This is a genomic window from Pantoea sp. PvP021, from assembly GCF_054056055.1.
Genome location: NZ_JBSRXX010000002.1, coordinates 250,717 through 266,366 on the forward strand (window position 1 = coordinate 250,717; position 15,650 = coordinate 266,366).

The 15,650-nt window shown below is 51.0% G+C and carries 10 protein-coding genes; 5 read left to right on the top strand and 5 right to left on the bottom strand.

The features are described 5' to 3' along the window. Window positions 1-204: 204 nt before the first annotated feature. From ACVKSX_RS10325 to ACVKSX_RS10340, 4 genes are all read left to right on the top strand, one after another. The gene (locus tag ACVKSX_RS10325) at window positions 205-768 is read left to right on the top strand and encodes a TetR/AcrR family transcriptional regulator (protein WP_187493051.1); all 564 of its coding nucleotides are present in this window, start codon (window positions 205-207) and stop codon (window positions 766-768) included. A gap of 682 nt (window positions 769-1,450) precedes the next feature. Then, window positions 1,451-3,658 carry a DUF4401 domain-containing protein gene (locus ACVKSX_RS10330; RefSeq protein ID WP_354438697.1) on the top strand — a complete coding sequence of 736 codons (2,208 nt, stop codon included), beginning with the start codon at window positions 1,451-1,453 and terminating at the stop codon, window positions 3,656-3,658. Further along, window positions 3,651-4,181 carry a GDYXXLXY domain-containing protein gene (locus ACVKSX_RS10335; protein WP_033768695.1) on the top strand — a complete coding sequence of 177 codons (531 nt, stop codon included), beginning with the start codon at window positions 3,651-3,653 and terminating at the stop codon, window positions 4,179-4,181. The genes ACVKSX_RS10330 and ACVKSX_RS10335 overlap by 8 nt, the downstream gene beginning before the upstream one ends. A 188-nt stretch (window positions 4,182-4,369) precedes the next feature. Beyond that, on the top strand, window positions 4,370-4,783 hold the full coding sequence (locus tag ACVKSX_RS10340; protein ID WP_060678909.1) for a hypothetical protein: 414 nt from the start codon (window positions 4,370-4,372) through the stop codon (window positions 4,781-4,783). Window positions 4,784-5,002: 219 nt separating this feature from the next. Here the strand turns inward: ACVKSX_RS10340 and ACVKSX_RS10345 are convergent, their stop codons facing one another. The 5 genes from ACVKSX_RS10345 to ACVKSX_RS10365 all read right to left on the bottom strand — a co-directional run bounded on the left by ACVKSX_RS10345 (window position 5,003) and on the right by ACVKSX_RS10365 (window position 14,507). Then, on the bottom strand, window positions 5,003-6,007 hold the full coding sequence (locus ACVKSX_RS10345) for a hypothetical protein (RefSeq protein WP_354438696.1): 1,005 nt from the start codon (window positions 6,005-6,007) through the stop codon (window positions 5,003-5,005). A gap of 371 nt (window positions 6,008-6,378) precedes the next feature. Then, window positions 6,379-6,984 (bottom strand): hypothetical protein, encoded by a 606-nt coding sequence (locus ACVKSX_RS10350; RefSeq protein ID WP_354438694.1) that lies wholly within the window; start codon window positions 6,982-6,984, stop codon window positions 6,379-6,381. Between the two features lie 231 nt (window positions 6,985-7,215). Next, a complete protein-coding gene (locus ACVKSX_RS10355) occupies window positions 7,216-11,340 on the bottom strand; it encodes a BapA prefix-like domain-containing protein (RefSeq protein WP_354438693.1) in 4,125 nt (1,374 codons plus the stop codon). A gap of 606 nt (window positions 11,341-11,946) precedes the next feature. Next, complete coding sequence (locus tag ACVKSX_RS10360) at window positions 11,947-13,164, bottom strand: cupin domain-containing protein (protein WP_354438690.1); 1,218 nt, start codon at window positions 13,162-13,164, stop codon at window positions 11,947-11,949. Window positions 13,165-13,718: 554 nt separating this feature from the next. After that, window positions 13,719-14,507, bottom strand: a complete 789-nt coding sequence (locus tag ACVKSX_RS10365; RefSeq protein ID WP_010246741.1) for an enhanced serine sensitivity protein SseB C-terminal domain-containing protein — start codon at window positions 14,505-14,507, stop codon at window positions 13,719-13,721. Between the two features lie 437 nt (window positions 14,508-14,944). Here ACVKSX_RS10365 and ACVKSX_RS10370 point away from each other — a divergent pair, with 437 nt between their 5' ends. Beyond that, complete coding sequence (locus tag ACVKSX_RS10370) at window positions 14,945-15,553, top strand: dTMP kinase (RefSeq protein ID WP_354438688.1); 609 nt, start codon at window positions 14,945-14,947, stop codon at window positions 15,551-15,553. Window positions 15,554-15,650: the final 97 nt, after the last annotated feature.

A 15,650-nucleotide genomic window follows, 5' to 3' on the forward strand; every position in this document is an offset into this window, starting at 1 on the left:
TGACTTTCCCGGTGACCAGAGTGCTTATGATAGCGTCGGCTGTCGATGTTACTTGCTAAACCATGATGCAATGACGTCTGCCTGAGCACCCTGGATGCATTGAACTTACTGTTTTCCATGGCAATCACCCTGTCACCCGGTAAGCGTTTGCTGTAAATTAGCGTTCTCTATTTAAGAGATCATCCCAATACCAAAGGCATCAAGATGAGCGTCAACACCAGGGAAGCCATTTTGCAGGCGGCCAGGAAAATTGCCCAATCTCAGGGCTATAACGGTTTGAATTTCCGCGACCTCGCGCAGGATGTGGGTATCAAAGCGGCGAGTATTTACTACTATTTTCCAGGCAAAGCCGAGTTGGGTATTGCCGTTGCCAGACGATACTGGGAGGACGGTGCGCTCGCACTCGAGATGATCGAATCAGAAAGCCCATCACCCATTGACGCGCTGCGTCGCTTTCCTGAAATCTTCCGAAGATCACTTGAGGCCGAAAATCGTCTCTGCCTGGGCAGTTTCATGGGCGCTGAAAAAGAGACCTTACCTCCTGAAATGAATGCAGAAATACAGAAGTTTGCTGATGTGAACATTGCATGGCTGAACAAACTGCTGGTGGCTGCGAAGGTGTGCGATTCAGGTGAGAGTGAATCCAGAGCACGTGCAATTTTCACGGCCATTGCTGGTGCCCAGCTTATCGCCAGAAGTCGCTCAGATATCTCGCTTTTTGATTCACTGGTGGATTCATACCGCGCCTTTGGACCTCTGCCAGCATAGCAACTGCCCGCAATCCGATTCAGCGAATGGGCGGTTTTCTGCACGCTCGCCCAATACGGCGCGGCGTCCGGTAGCGTATGCGCTTTTCCACTCAGGAACTCACCCCTTTGAATCAATGCGCGACGGGCCAGGGTAAAAGTATTACGCCGTGTCTCATCATCACCTGCGATAAAGGGGTGAAACCTCGGTTCAGGAAATCGTTTATTTCAGCGGTTCAGGCAGCTAACAATCCACAATTTGCTGTCCGACTGCGGTTTCTTTAGCGGCTTCTGGCCAATAGTCGTGGCAATCAACTTATCATCAACCGTAAGCGTCCCCTGCTCGGTCACCCGATAATCTTTACGCTTCTTACCTTTCAGCAATGCGGGTGATGCGGTACCTCTGAGAGTACAGCAGTAAAGCCTGCCTGCGGAGATCGCGTTCGTCGGGGGCGGATGTCATGTTCACGCAGCACAAATACGGCCGCGACACCATTTGATCACAATAATGCGGCAGATTGCGCAGAGTTCCCCCCTCGCCTTTGATTTACGCTGTTATATCCTGGAAAAGATGTTTACATTTGTTCAGCAAAATTATCGGCCGCTCAGCAGAGCGTCACTGACCGACACGCGGATTGATCGCAGGGAAGAACAGCCGTTAACTTCATCATCAAAGTCATACCGCTAACAGAGGCAGGGAAAGAATGAGGGAGCTTGCACCCGATGGCATCACCGGGATGCCGTCACGGACGGCAGAGTATCTTTGTCGCCAGATCGCACGCCTGCTGAAAGGAGGAAGCCTGACCCCGGAGACCTGCCAGCGTATCTTTGCTTTCTGTGGAATCAGACCGTCAGATGCTCAGTGGCGTCAGTTTCTTATCCCGGTTCTTTCCTGTCTGGGATTACTGTCTCTGGTTGCCGGAGCGGTGTTCTTTATTGCCTGGAACTGGGGCTGGCTGCCGAAAATGGCGAAATTTGCCCTGGCCGAGCTGTTGATCGTCGCGCTAGCGGTGATTGTCTGGTGGCGCTGGTACAGCACGCTGGCACGCAACGCATTACTGGCGACAGGGCTAAGCTTCGGTGCCCTTTTTGCGCTGTATGGACAGATTTATCAGACCGGTGCTGACAGCTGGGAGCTATTCCGGGCCTGGTTATACGTTCTTCTGCCGCTGGCGCTGATTGCCCGGCAAAACAGCCTTTGGTTTTGCAGCTGGCTGGTCGCTAACCTGGCGTTCCAGCTCTATTACAACACCCTGCCGTCGTCACTGCTGGATCTCGCCGCGTCTGACAGTTTAGCCAGGCTCCCGACCACTGTGCTCTACGCATATCTGGCGTTGCTGGCAGCCTGCCTGATTGTCAGGGAAGCGCTGGCGTGGCGCGCGATAACGCATCAGCCCGAGAGCTGGCTGGCAAGCCGCTGGTTCTCGCGAGTCATGGCGGGATTTTTACTGCTTCAGCTGACCGCCATTGTGGCCGGGAACCTCTCTGACTGGGGCGGCGGTGACCACCTTCCTTACATCACGGGCGGTTGGGTGATCACCCTGCTGGCAGGTTATTACCTGTACCGTTACCGCTATCAGGATCTCTGCATGCTGACGCTGGGCATTGCCAGCCTGACCTTGGTTGGCTGTGCGCTAATTATGCAGTTATTTCTTTTAGCCTACGATACGGGTGATCTGTTTTTGACCGGCATCCTGATGGCGTTCTGGGTGGCGGTAAATGGTTCAATTCTGCTGAAATGGCAACGCAAACTGGTTGAAAAGGGGCCAATCGATCTGGCTCTGGCCAGGCTGACCTTACTGACAGACACTTTGCGTCAGCAGGGTTTGCTGAGCGCCTCGCAGGTTGAGGAAATTAAGCAGCGCGGTCACGCATCCGACCTGCCCTGGTATCTGAGGCTGGCGCTAAGCGTCGGGGGCTGGGTGGCAGCGATCATCATTCTGTTACTGATGATACTGATGCTCTATGCCACTGATCTGCTGGAAGACCCGAATGCTGCCACCCTTATTATTCCTTCGCTGCTGCTTGCCGCCATTGCGCGTGGCCTGTTAAGCAGTCAGCGTGACGGTAAACATCACCTCGGGCTGGCATGGGCGATTGCGGCTACGTGCGGGCTGATAACCGGCGTTCTGCTGCAAATCCAGAGCAATGACGTCAGCTTTATTATGCTGAGTTCACTGACTGCCTTGCCGATCCTGGCCGCAATGGCGATGGCTATGCCCGACCGCACTTATCGGTTTATGGCCATCACTGCCCTGACCTTTTTCCTGGTGCTGGCAGGCTACTCTCTGGCCCGGATCTGCCTGTCTCCGATGGCTGCACGCCTTGTTGTGTCCGTACTGGTGGCGGCGGTCATATTTTTGTGGACGTGGACTGTCAGTCATCAGTTGAGTTTACAGGCAGGGCCGTATGCTGACGCGGTACATCCTCTGCTGTATGGCATCCCGTGTGGTCTGATGTTGCTGAGTTTCCTCGGGATAAACGCGGCGTATCTAACGGATTTCCTCTGGTCAGCATCGCAATTTTCCACGCTTCAGTCTGCGACTGGCCCAGGGATCGCGGCTGGCTTAGTGCTGAGTGCGCTCAGTCAGAAAAGGCATAGCCAGCCGCTGTTTTCGATTATCACGCTGCCCGCTGCACTTATCTGCGGGGCTGCCGCCCTCTATGCACCGGGTATAGGGCTGGGATTGTGGTTAATTCTGATGGCACGTTATCAGGGAAGTCTGGGGTTGCTGGTGGTCAGTGGCAGTTTCATTGTGCTGTATGTCATTGGCTGGTATTACTTCCTGGAGGTAATTCTGCTGCAGAAATCCCTGCTGCTGCTGGTCAGCGGTCTGGTTTTACTGGGGCTGGCATGGGGAGTCAAAAAAGTATTACCTGCACAAATCGGAGGTGCCAGTGAAAATGCATAAACAGAGCCGATGGCTGGCTGGCGCTGTGATAGCGCTGGCGCTGATAGCCGTCAATGTCAGTATCTGGCAAAAAGAGCAGTTGCTGAAGCAAGGCGCGGTCATGATTTTACCTCTTGCCCCGGTTGACCCGCGATCCCTGATGCAGGGTGATTACATGGCGCTGAATTATGCCCTCACCCGCCCACTGGAACTGACGTTGTATCAACAGGCTGAGTCCTGTGGCGCGACCCTGTCAGCGTCATGCCTGCCCACCAGCGGAACCCTGATTGTTGACCTCGATGCGCAGCGTCATGCGACTCAGGCCCGTTTTGATCAGGGTGAACCTCTGCAGCCGAATCAGCTACGGGTAAAATACCATCAACATTATGGCTCGCTGACCGTCGGTACTAACGCTTATTTCTTTCAGGAAGGTCATGCCGACAGATTCGCCCAGGCGCGTTACGGGGCATTTCGGGTGGGAAGCGATGGAACGGCTCTCCTGACGGATCTGCTTGATGAGCAGGGTAAAGCGATTCAGCCTTAAGGATGCGAGACGCTCACTGGCCTGGCGCTAAATACCCTGACAGGCGGCCTTAATGTCCTTATTGCCGGATGCCCGTCACAGGTCAGCAAAAGGATGCTGTGCCGGAAGCCTGTTTTGCGATCAAGCCCGTGCCGAAAATTTAAGCGAGTAAGCTGCATCAATATAGCTGCTCAGACATAGAGAAAATTATGCCGAATATTATTGACGACAACTGGATTAGGATATCTGTGATATCAGCAATATTTAGTAGTGTCGTGGGTTCATTACTGGTTTTAACCTATCTTTCCTTGGGAAAAAGCAGTACACCCGTAATGGGTTTAATTTTTACTTATTTTTTCATCGTTATGGTGAGTATTATTGGCACCACGATGGGCTCAATGATAATCGGCATGCCATTAGCGATGATTTCAAAGCGATTTTATCCTGACGCTGCCCTGAAGGGGAGCTTTTTTATCGTGTGCTCTGCGCTCTTCATGTGGCTGGTTGTACTGGCATGGCCTGTTATCAGGATATGTGAAACGCCTTATTCGGATATTTTGCTTTTAAGCCCCTATGCCTTCTGTTCAGCTGCCGCACTTGCTTATCTGGTTTACTGGGATTGATGCGTATCATATCAATCAGGATCGGGGCAGCAGGACCGTTAATGAAAAGAACTAATGGTATCATTTTTCAGCCAGACATATAGAAACAGGTGAGTCCAGGGTGTCGGAATTCGGATGTTTTCCACCCCCCTGAGAGCAGTTTCAATTACAGACTCACCTGGATGTTAATTAGATAATGTTTACGTGGCAGCACGTGATCACATTTTGCCTGCCAGATAATCATGGATTCTGCTCGAAATACTGTTTATCCATCTCGACAAGTTTCTTTTGTAATCCTGTCTCACCTTCAACCACTTCGTAAAATTTACTGTAAGTATACAGATAAATACGATCGGATGACGCAAACATAAACATGTCTGGTGAAGCCATATTTGAGAAGCGACTGATCACTTCAGGCTGTAAAAAGATGACATCATTCCCGATGTGACCAATCACTCCGCGCCCCCAGTTTCCCGCACGAAAAAAGGTATCTGGATTGCTATATCCCGTGCATCTGGTGAGCCCATGCTCCGGACAGGAGACAACAGAAAGAAGATGAAATTTACTCAGATCTAAATCACCAACATTATAGCCACCGACATAGGTTGAGCCATTACTTTTGAAGACATTGTAAATACGCCATTTATCATCCTTTCCAAATGGAAAAATAACCTGGAAATCTTCCGGGTTAACCTCTTTTATCTTCTCGCTACGGAAATATACAGACGATTCATCTTGCGCGTAGCTCGCTAATTGTTCCGATTGCCAGTATGGCCGGGTAGTCTTAACGTAATTAACCGGTCGAAACGTAGAGGAGTATTTAGCCACTAAATAAAGATCGCGCTTTTCTATTTTATTGACCTGCATGGGCTTTGCTGTTAAGCAACCCCAGGAAGTGATGTTATAAATTAAACCTGAAGTATCGCCCGTCCCAGTAATGCAGGGAGAGTGTTCGTAATTAATTTTACTCACCCAGTAAATATTGTTCTTAATGGATACATAGTTACTGAAAACAGGCCGTATATCATTTGAACATTGCTGACTTACCTGAAATAAGTTATCTCTCTCACCATTCTGGTTAAATTTACCATGAACAGATTCGCTACAGACATTAAGGACAGGCCTGCCACGCACATCGCTTTGCATTGGCCGACTTGCATCGAAAATATATTTTAAGAAAATAAAAATCAGAAACACTCCAGTAATTAACCCTATCCTGACAAAGATACTATGGTTTGACTTCATGTGTTATTCCCTTTAACCGCTATCCTGGTATCACATCAGATAGTGCAGACCGAAGGTAAACGGCAAGCGCGCCGCCTGGCATGAACGCTATTCAACATAATTAATGCTTTTCCGGGATCATGCATTCTGCAGCATAGCCCGCATTTAATTTTATATCTGCCCACATAACACTGTTTCTTTGGGGTACGGAGCGTAAATCTTCAGTGTAATCATTTTCTCATCTTCCCATGCTTACTTGTCTGGTGGCGCAGGTTTAAAAACCCCGGTGTGCTGGGCACGGCTAATGAACCCGGTTTACAGACATAAATAGATGATGAGTTTTAGCGGACACATTATATTTTGCCTGGTTTAGAGGTCAGGCCTGTGGTTGCTTACCACCCTATCGACTTGCATTGACTGAATTCAGTCCTTGGTACAATGAGCGCCATATGGTTTTCTGCCATGCACTGTTTAAAAACCTGCTCTTTGTAACGGCCCGCCTGTAAACCCAGCATGGTGCTGGACCGTTCCGCTGCGTTATTTTCAATGTAAGAGCCACAATTTTCTTTGAACTCCTGAGGATTATCGCTATAAGACATCGACCATTTCAGCTGAGCTTTAACTGAATCATCTGATTGATGCTGGGGGACGGCTTTTGCTGGTTCCAGGCCAGAATAGAGTGGATTGCCCAGTAATCTCTGTGCAAAGCGTTGATTTTCTGCAGTTAAACGTCCGGATTTACACATCTGCAGATAGATCTGCGAAAGGCGTTGCTCCTCAGCATCGGCAGCATGGGTGCATTCCTCCAGGACTTGTTCATTAGTCTTAGCCGGTTTTTTATCTGTGGATCTCCAGTAACTATTTTTAAAGTCCGGTACCGTGCCTTCAGTGGTGCCAAAAGGGCAAAGTGCACTGGCGCAACCCAGTAAAAACATGGGCACACACGTCAACGTCAGAACACGTAACAGGGAAAACGCTTTAAGACTGCTTTTGTTCATTTTATTTTCACTTTAGTCAGCTGCGGACATGGGGTCTGAGCAATGTCATTATTTTTAATGTTCCGCTTTTCGCTCATAGCGGAAATTAGCCTGACGTCAGTCTTCCCTATACCGGCAGCGTAGGTTCGCACGCCATTAGAGAATAGCTACGCTGGGCACTCGTATGCGCTTCACTGGCAATCTTAATTGCGGAAAATGGCCAGGGAAGAAAATCCGCCCCGGCCATCTGATTTAAGCCAGTTGTAAGTGAAGATTATGTTGCATCAGGATATCAGCCAGCGAACCTTCATGGCTGGCAGAGGCATTGTGATACAGGTCGTACTGCTGACCGTTACTAATACGCTGCCCATCCTCGCTCCAGACGCCGCCTTCAATGTTACTTAGCGTAACCACATTGCCGTCCGCGTCTTTTATCATCGGCGCCTCACTCGCATTGTCGTTCATTGGCAACGGCTCTTTTTGCCCCAGATTGACGCTATTACTGCTGAAAGCGCCCAGATTAATGACCTCAGCTTTGCCTGATCTCAGCCCAAGCGTGGCAAAATCAAACGCCTCATGCGCACCATTCAGCTGAAACGAATCGTCATCGGCAGCACCGTTCAGGCTGGTGTGCAGATTTGAATATAAAAGCGAGAGCGTTTCACTGTTTACTGTTCCAGAGAGATGGAGATTGTCAGCCATATCAGGATGAAGAGACGCGTGCTCCAGTGTGATAGCACTATGGCTTTCCGAATTGCTGCCATCTTCTGTGTTGCTGCTGATCACAGTTGTGGCATTGATCAGGTTGTCCTGCGCTGCGGTTGCAATACTCAGCTTCGGCTGCGGCTCGGCCATATAAAGCTCGACGTTTTGCGAAACGAGGTTAACGTTTCCGGCAGCATCACGAATAGTTGCGGTTATCCTGTGCTCGCCCGGTTCAGGCGTGAGTGCGTCCAGCGTTTCAAGCTGCACGGCCCACGTGCCTTTGCTGGTCACACTGGTTTGCCACTGGTGGTCGCCAGGCCTGACAGTAACAATATCACCGGCTTCACCCGTACCTGATACATGCTGATCATGGCTGGAGGCAAGGTTGATTTGCTGCCCCTCTGTGAGGTGAGTAAAAGCGATTTTGGGTGCGCAGACATCCACCTGATAGCTGGTCGTTATCGTAGCCGTATGGCCAGCCGCGTCGCTAGCAGTCACGACAATGTCATGCTGCCCCTTGCCGAAACCTGTTTTCATCGTCCCCGGCGCCAGTGGCAGGCTCCAGTGACCGTCGTCGCTTACTGCCGCATTGTGATGTTTACCACCAATAATCACCGATACCGTCTGACCGCTGCCGGTGACGCCCGTTGTGCCGGTCAGCATCGAGCCCTCTTTTTTCTCCGCACGGTTCAGCCAGCCGTCACCAAATGGCGTATCAATTTCAGGTGCAGGCTGACCTGGAATATCGACCACTGGCGTAGTATTGCTTCCATCGGTGGGATTATCGGGGGTGACCGGTGGCAACGGATCGCCGCTGTTATCACTGACCGGAGAAGTCAGATCCGCTGTGACGTGACCACTCTGTTCAAACCAGTTTCCGGCGCCATCCAGCACGCCAAACGACAGGAAGTTGCCGCCCTGGGAAAGCTCCGACGCGCTGATTTCCGCGCGCCAGCTGCCATCTGCCTCTACCACGGCATAATTCCAGTGGAAAGTATCAGAAACCTGCACCGCAAAAGTCTTAAGCGGCAGCGGCGCTTCAAGCGTGCCGCTGATAACGTACCAGGTCTGACCGTCATGCTGTACCGCATCCGCCAGCGTAATGTCGTTAACGGTGACTTTCGGGTTGCTGCTGTTGTAGTGGGTAATCAGCAGCAGATTCTGGCTGAGGCTGGTACTGTTTCCATTCAGATCCGTTGCACTGACCTGAATGGTGTGGTTGCCATCCTTGATAGTTTTCACGTCACTGTCAGAGAGCTGAACCTGCCACTGATCCTGGTAGACGCTGCCCTGCCAGGTTCTGCCGTCAAGGGTCAGTTCAACCGGCGTGCCGGAGGGAAGATGAGCGGCGGTGCCGGTGAAGATAATCCCGTATATCCCCTCCTGGTAACTGACCGCATTGTCGCCGGTGATCGGATCAAGGGTCAGCTGCGGCAACGCCTCAGTAGCGAAGATTTGCACACCTGCTGAGGCATAACCTTTGTTGCCCGCTTCGTCGGTTGTTTCAGCAATGGCACGGTAGCTCCCTTCCTCCATTCCCTGCAGCGTTTCCGCGGGAACTGAGAACTGCCACTGGCCATTTTGATCGACGATGCCGCTCCAGTGGGAGGCCCCAAAACTAACCTCAATCGTGCTGCCGGCTTCGCCTCTGCCGGAGATCACCAGCGGGCTGCTGATTTCATGACTGTCGATCACCCCGTCCCCTGCCAGTGTATTAATCGTGACAAGAGGATCCTGCGTATCGGTAATAAACGTCGTCTCCGTGATACCGGACTGGCCCCAGCGATCGGTGGCGGTTAGCGTAACGGAATGACTCCCCTCGGCTAAATCTGCTTCCATCAGCTGCCCGGTGGAGAGTGAGACAAGCCAGTTGCCCAGACTGTCCACAGCGCCCGCATAGTGAACACCATCTATGGTCAGATCGATCTTCTGGCCCGCCCCGGTCACACCAGTGGAGCCGCTCAGCGTAACAGGCTCGAAGCGTTCATGTGCGTTCATAAACCCGTCGACAAACGGCGTGTCTATAGTCGGCTGTGGCGGGATAGCGTCTGATGGCGGTGCTGACGCCTCTACGGTAATGACTTTGTTTGCGGTGGTCGTACCGCCAACGCTGTTTTCAAAGGTTACGCTGATGTGGTTAGACCCTACCGGCAGCACCTGCAGATCGGCAGACGGCAGGGTAACACTCCAGCTGCCGTCAGCGGCCGGCGTTGTGGTATAGGTCTGACCGTTCAGCATTATGGTCAGCGTGCTCTCTGCGGCGAGGTTCGCTGTGGTGCCGCTGAACGTCTGTGGGGAGAGCTTCTCCTCAGCGCTTAACACGCCGTCACCAGTAAAACTGTTAATGGTTAAAGAAGGGGGCGTGCTGACAGGCGGAATCGGCGTGCCACCATCGGCGGGTGGCGTATTGCCACCATCCGTTGGATTGTCATCGATAACCGGCGGAACCCCATTGCCGCCTTCAACGGGCGTAATAAGGTCGGCTGTGACATTGCCACTCTGCTCAAACCAGTTTCCGGCACCGTCCAGCACGCCAAACGACAGGAAGTTGCCGCCCTGGGAAAGCTCCGACGCGCTGATTTCCGCGCGCCAGCTGCCATCTGCCTCTACCACGGCATAATTCCAGTGGAAGGTATCAGAAACCTGCACCGCAAAAGTCTTAAGCGGCAGCGGCGCTTCAAGCGTGCCGCTGATAACGTACCAGGTCTGACCGTCATGCTGGACCGCATCCGCCAGCGTGATGTCGTTAACGGTGACTTTCGGGTTGCTGCTGTTGTAGTGGGTAATCAGCAGCAGATTCTGGCTGAGGCTGGTACTGTTTCTATTCAGATCCGTTGCACTGACCTGAATGGTATAGTTGCCATCCTTGATAGTTTTCACGTCGCTGTCAGAGAGCTGAACCTGCCACTGATCCTGGTAGACGCTGCCCTGCCAGGTTCTGCCGTCAAGGGTCAGTTCAACCGGCGTGCCGGAGGGGAGATGGGCGGCGGAGCCAGTGAAGATAATGCCGTATATCCCCTCCTGGTAACTGACCGCATTGTCGCCGGTAACCGGATCAAGAGTCAGCGCCGGTAATGGAATGGGGCTGGCCTTCATAGCGTCGGAGGTGGCGGGGGCATCTGAAGCTGTTGCTGACTCAACCTGGGGCGTAAGCGTTAAGGTTGAATCGGCTTCGCTGGTCGTCGCCCTCAGGGCGACAGCTGCTCCGTTTAACGGCGTGCCTGACGGGATCAGAATCTGGCTTTGGGAAGACTCTACGACTGATAACGCGGGATCTGACTCTGGACTGGCAGGGAATGGCATTGGAGATGTTGCAGAAGCTGGAGATTGCCAGACAGGTGTCAGCGTGGTGACAGTCTGAGCATCGCCGGAAACGTCTGTGCTGAACTGTGCCTCCTGAAATAAACTTCCCTGCTGGAAAAGCATTTTACTCTGCTGGCCTGCAACCTCAGTAAAGAAATTCTGATAGCGAAGCGTATCGCTCTCGTGCAGGTTAAGAATGAGATCGTCACCCTGTTTCTGAAAAGAAGAAATCTGAGAAGGTGAGCTTTGCAGCGTGATAAGAGCGGGTTCGCTCAGAATAGATTGTGATTTTCCTTCAGTGGACTGAGACAATGGGTGACCGCTTTTCAGCGATATGACCGTGGCGCGGCCCGTTCCTGAAAATGCCATGGAAATCTCCTTATATACCAGTTATTAAGTAGGCAATGCCGTTTGAAATAAAGCGACGCTTTACTTATTTCAGGCACGCAACGGCCAGCGCCAATAAAGGTGCTGAGGCAGAGCCGGCACTCAACGCATTAAACGCAATTCGTAGCAACAATAAAGGGCATAACCAGAGCCAGATTAAATATTCGTTTTTGAAAACAGATTATTTCTGCTGGCAAAATAAAAAGTACCATTCTTTGCAAGAGTCCGGGCATCGGCTCAATTAACCTTTACTGACTTCAACGACGTATCGTCAGGAAAAGTGAATAGTTGATGCTGGATAGACATAAGCTAAACTTCGTTTTCATGTCTGGCTACCAGGTAAAATCTGGAAATGTCCCCTGTTAATAGCAGATGCTTCCTGATGATTTAACTGCCCTGCTGTCTCAGTTGAGTAACGACTTCCCCATCCCTGTAAGAGCAATGCTGATGCTATTGCACCATTTTAAGTGGCAGGTGAGATATTGCATTACCGATATAAGTGTCCGCTTTATGCTAAAAGCGGACACTTTAATTTAAACAGGAATAGGTCAGCGTCAATCCTTATTAATCAGGTAACGACTGAGCCGGTTACTTCACCACCGGGTTCTTTTTGAGTGAAAGCATGTTCATAAACTCTTCATCCAGGTGCAGGTGTTGCCGGACAAGTTCAGCTGGTGTACTGGCGAGCCACTGGTTAAGCGAAATATCGGCATAGTAATCACTTTTAAAAAGCTCAAGAAAACGCAGTGGTCCCTTACCGGTGTTTTCGATGTAGTGTCCCATAGCAAAAGGAACATATCCCACATCGCCGGCGCGGTAGTCAAAAGTCCTTGCCTGACCGGATGATGCAAAGACCCCCATCCGCCCCTCTCCTTCAAGGTAATACTGCCATTCATCATTGTTAGGATGCCAGTGCAGCTCGCGCAGTCCGCCTGGCTCAATTTCCACCAGTGCGGCAGCAATCGTTTTTGAAACCGGAAAATTGGATGAATCCGTGATCCTGACGGTTCCTCCCGGCGCGCGTACCGGATCCTGAGCCAGCATTTTGTGGGTAAAGCGGATTTTCGACTTCACCCCGCCTTTTATACTGTCTGATTCCAGGCTGCCCGGAACGTTGCCGGCAAAAATGTACTCATCATCAGGTGAAGGCAGGTGAGAAAATGAAGATACCGGAACCCTGAAGTTTTTGGCGAGAATTTCCGGGGGAATATGCCTTAACCAGTCTGACAGCAGAAAAGTGCTATCCTCATCAAAATTTCCGTCGTCAAAAGCCAGTAAAAATTCACAGCCGTCGGGACCGAGACCCTGAATCGAATGGGGAATACCGGGCGGAAAATACCATAGGTCACCTGCAGCGATATCATCAACAAACCATCCTCCGCTGGCGTCAAAAGCGGTAATCCGCGCGTTGCCATAAGTCAAGTAAGCCCACTCCCCCTCTTTATGCCAGTGCAGTTCGCGAATACCTCCGGCATTGAGGCGCATGTCCACACCCGCAATCGTCGTAGATATGCCCAGCTCCCGCTGCGTCACCTGACGCGTCCAGCCACCGCTTCCCTTGCGTACGTGCGCATCACTGAAAGAAAAGTGAAGGTTTGGCAGCGTTCCGCTGTCGGTAACGGGCGGATTTACGATGTCCGGACTTTCAGCCTCACGAATAGGGTCATGTGGTCCGGGATCTCGTCCTCCGCTCCCTGCCGGAAACGTCTTTACGCCGTTGTCATGTGCCATGGCCTGACCCGCCGCAAGCGCGACCGTTCCTCCTGCCGCAAAAGCCATAAAATGCCTTCTTGTCAGTGTTTTCATATTCATCCCTCTTAATAATCTTTTTATAAACGGTATTATTTTTGTTACCGCCATAAAGTTATAAGCGGGCTGAATGCGGAGGGAAAAACAACTTTGTAACACTGTGGAAAGAGTGCATCTTTCATGCAAATAGTAAAGATAATTGAATGTATTAAGAAAGATTAATGTTGTTTAATCAACGTATAGTTATAAAGGGATTATCCTGTGCATAAGCGCACTAATCGTCAATTAATGTGGGTCTTTTTGATTTTCATTTACCCGGTGATCGGTAACTGCTGATAAGAATTTTTACGAATTGAGGGGTTTAACGAGGCCTGAGCCTTTGATCCGTGAGCTTTCACGCACGTACTCAGATAGACGAGGCGCATGTGCAGGGCCGCTCTGTTACGCCTGATTAAGCCCGAAGCATAAAGTCCACTCCTCACTCATAGCGGACATAGATAAATCCGCCCTGGATCACCTATTTCAGTCACTATCACTGGCACTGTTGAAACCGGAGATCAAAGTCACCCCCGATTTACTACGCTGGTTACAAGACAACATTCAGAAGCCGTTCAGCGTCCAAACATGCCCTTTAGTTTTTGCTTCATGCTCCGCACATAGAATGGCGTAAACTGCGACCTGATATGTGAGTCCAGACCTTTGTCGTTCTGGCCAAGGCGCATCAGATCCACCGCCTGCCCATCCGGAGAGGTATCCGCTGCGACAAGACCCGCACCACGCATCACCTCTTGCACATCACCGCTCATTTCCACCCCCACCAGATAATGCGGTTTATCATCGACTGACGGGTCGTGCATTAAAACCAGGAATGCACGGCTGACCCCGGGACATTTTGCAAACCAGGCTGATAACTCTTTCAGAAGCCTGTCCGGAACAACGGCAGGTACTCCCACTAATACCTGTGTTTCTTCCTCAACCACCCTTGTCTGCGGCAGGCGACCCGTTCCTTCCGCCAGCATGGCTTCTATTTCTTCCGGCACAAACTCCTTTCCGTAATCCGACCTGGGATTAAGAAACACACCCTCTCCCCGCGTCATTTCAAAAAAGGCTCTGGCAGGCAACTTCATGTATTTACTTTCCTGGCTGATGGCCCGCTGCAGGGTGGCAAGCGAGCTGAATACCGGAATGACAGGCGTTCCATCCGGTTTTTCCCAGTGCTGAATCGAGATATTCTCACCCGCCTTTAGTTCGACCTCACCATCACCCGTTGCCCCTCCGGAACTACCCAGGACGTAAAGAGATGAATCTAACAGTACCCGGTAAAACTCAGGTCGTTCTGCTGGATGATCGGCCGCCAGTTTTAAAGCAGTCTCCAGTTTGATTTCCCTTTCGTCAGACATTTAACCACCTTAGGCAGGATTGGATTAGGATCAATTTAACAAGGGCTTATGAGCATAATATAGATAATTTCTACTCGCCAGATTCCTGCACGTACCGGGGGATTGCCTTTGAGGGCTCGTTATTGCGATTAAGGACATGCGTTTGAATGGGTAAATGGCAGAACAGGCACGATCTTTTCCGTTTTCCAGACGCTTCCCTTAAACTACACCGCACAGGCCTCAACTATTAAGCTTATCTGACTAACATCCTGTTCTATAAACTCGTGAGTCAGAACCGTTACCAGCGTGTTTATCAGTGTTTGTTTAAAATCATGCTCACGCTGACATGCCATACTGCTACAGAGAACGATGTAACTTCAGCTATTAAACCAGGAAAATAAGATGTTTTTACCGGATGCACGATTCACAAAAATCTTTCCTCACTTCTCATTCCAGGCATGAGTCGTCAGCTTTTTGTTTCTCTGGATGGGCCCAAGGGAACCGGTAAAACCACTCTGCTGGAGTCCATTACGCAAGTGCTAAGAGCAGATAACAGGAAGGTGATCCGACTTAGCGAGCAAAAAAGCGATCCCTTCAGGGCGGAAACAATGGCACTGGTTAACAGGCTCGCCAGAAATCCCTCCGTTGATCTTGAACAGGATATTTGTGAACGCTTTGCCGTTAGCCGTGCCTGGATTTCACAGAATGTACTCACTAAACAGCCCGGGAACTGCATTATCCTGATGGATCGCTGGTATCCGTCTGATGCCGCGTTTCGGCGGATGGTGCCCTTTGCAGAGATTTTGCAGCGAAACATTAAGCTCAATGTGCGAGCGCCAGATCTGCATGTCGGGGTGGTCACGGCACCTGAGATTTCATGGGAACGAGCCGCGGCACGATCGCGTGGGCTGGGGAGTACAGTGATTCACAGGCTGGAAGAGCATGTCGCTTGCACCAGAGCGTTCGAGCAGGAGATGACTAACCACAGCTGGTTTTTATGTCGCAATGAAGGAACTATAGAAGAGGCAACGATGCAGGTCATTGCTGAAATCTATAAAACGCTTTGATGCCTTACAGTCATCGGTTTCACGGGCGGATTCTCACTCGAAATTGCCAGTTAATAGCGCGACCTGTTCCATTTCGCTCTCCCCTGCTCGCGCTTTA